General features: G+C 67.7%; 2 protein-coding genes. Both read right to left on the reverse strand.

What is annotated here, in order from left to right; genetic code table 11:
* Positions 1-1,511, reverse strand: a 1,511-nt coding sequence (locus VJ693_RS06350; protein ID WP_324152670.1) for an autotransporter assembly complex protein TamA, incomplete at its 3' end; no start/stop codon positions are given.
* The coding region (locus VJ693_RS06355; RefSeq protein ID WP_324152671.1) for a VWA domain-containing protein at positions 1,508-2,242 on the reverse strand (735 nt) is incomplete at its 5' end. The genes VJ693_RS06350 and VJ693_RS06355, both read right to left, overlap by 4 nt.

Consider the following 2,242-nt stretch of genomic DNA (forward strand, 5'->3'; position numbering starts at 1 on the left):
GCGAACACTTCGCCGGCCTCGGTGCGCAAGGTCGCGTACCAGTTGCCGGGCAGCGGCCGGTACCAGGTGAGTCGCGCATAGGCACGGCTGAAGATGCCTCGACCGTCGGTGATGCCGTCTTCCTTGATCTCGCGGCCGATCGCATAGCCGAGCGCGCCCTGCAGCGCCAGCGTCACGCCGCGCGTGGGCAGCAGCAGGCTGTCGACGTCGCGCCACGTCCAGTGGTAGTTGAGCGAGGCGGCGTCGCTGCTGGCGACGCCTGCGGCGGTGTCCAGGCGCGAATGCGCGAGCTCGGCGAAGTACAGCCGCTCGATGCGGGGCGTCTCCTGCGTGCGCCCGACGCGCGCGCTCCACGACTGACGCACCTCGTCGGCCGATTTCAGTCGTTCGGCGGTGCCCGACAGGAGGTTGCGGTACAGGTTCTCCAGCGGATGCGAGGTGAGCTGGCCTTCCCACGACTTCACGTTGGGGCCGAGCTCGAACTTGTTCTTGGCGATCCAGCGCTGGCCGAACACCTTGCGATGGGTGTGCTCCAGGGTCAGGCGCTGGCCCGTGTTGGCGCTGTAGCCGACGCCCACGGTGGCGGCCTGCAGCGGCAACTCCTTGACGCGGATCGCCACCGGCGCGGCGCCGGAGGTCGCAGGGTTGGGATCGATCTCGACCACGGCGCCTTCGAACAGGCCGCTCTTGAGCAGGCGGTCCTGGTAGTCCAGCAGCAGCTGCTCGCTGTAGGGCTCGCCGGCACGGAAGGTCGCCAGGCGCCGGACGGTCTGCTCGTCGTAGCGCTGCAGCCCTTCGATCGAGACGGCGCCGAGCCGGAACAGCGGACCGCTGTCGGCGACCACGCTCAGCTGCACGCGGTTGGTCTGGGCATCGACCTTGGCGCTGCTGCTGACCCAGGTCGCCGCCGGATAGCCTTCGGCACGCAGGCGCGCCAGCGTCACGTTCTTGGCATCGCTCCACGCCACCTGGCGGAAGGGTTCGTCCGCCTTCAGCGGCCAACGCCGGCGCAACGCCGCGAGCTCGACCGTGGCATCCTCGTCGCCGCCCTGGACCGCGCGCTGCAGATCGCCGTGCACGTCGACCGACCACTGCTCGACCAGCGCGCGCGGCCCGGGCGACACCTCGACCCGCAGCCGGGTCAGCCCCGCCGCGCCGGTGCTGCGCGTGACATGCACCTGCGCATTGAAGTAGCCCTCGGTCTCCAGCAGCGAGCGCGCCTGCGCCGGCGCAGCGGCCACCAGCCGGTCGAGCTCCACGCTGGTGATGGTGTCGGTGGCCGGCAGGTGCTGGAAGCGCGCCAGGTCCAGGTAGGCGAGCAGCAGCTTGCGCAGGCCATTGGGGGCCTCGACTTCCAGGTCATAGACGGCCGGTCCGGGCGCCGCTGCGGAGGAGGTGTCCGCCTCGTCCTTGCTCTTGGAAAAGAAGGGCAGGTTGGCGCAGCCGCCGAGCAGGATCAGCGCCAGCAGCGCTGCCGCGGGCCTGAACAGCGTGCGCTGCCAGCCATTCATTTGCTGAGCAGACGCATCGCCCCTTCCAGCCCCTGCAGCGTGAGCGGAAACATGCGCTGGTTCATCAACTGCTGGATGATCGAAATGCTCTGGCGGTAGCCCCACACGCCTTGCGGCTCGGGGTTGATCCAGGCGAATTTCGGGAACGCATGCGTGAGCCGTTGCAGCCATTCGGCGCCGGCTTCTTCGTTGTTGTATTCGACGCTGCCGCCGGGCTGCAGGATCTCGTAGGGGCTCATGGTCGCATCGCCCACGAAGATCAGCTTGTAGTCCTTGTTGTACTTGCGGATGACGTCCCAGGTCGGGAACTTCTCGCTGTAGCGCCGGCGGTTGTTCTTCCACATGAAGTCGTAGACGCAGTTGTGGAAGTAATAGAACTCGAGGTGCTTGAACTCGCTCTTGGCGGCCGAGAACACCTCTTCGACGCGGTGGATGTGCTCGTCCATCGTGCCGCCCACGTCCATCAGCAGCAGCACCTTCACCTTGTTGTGGCGCTCGGGCACCATCTTGATGTCGAGCATGCCGGCGTTGGCTGCGGTGGAGTGGATGGTGTCGTCGAGGTCGAGCTCTTCTTCCGAGCCCTCGCGCGCGAAGCGGCGCAGCCGGCGCAGCGCGACCTTGATGTTGCGCGTGCCGAGCTCGCGCGAATCGTCGTAATCCTGGTAGGCCCGCTGGTCCCAGACCTTGACGGCGCTCTTGTTCTTGCCCGGGCCGCCGATGCGGATGCCTTG

Origin of the sequence: Ideonella sp., from assembly GCF_035254525.1 — a bacterium.
Taxonomy (GTDB): domain Bacteria; phylum Pseudomonadota; class Gammaproteobacteria; order Burkholderiales; family Burkholderiaceae_C; genus Ideonella.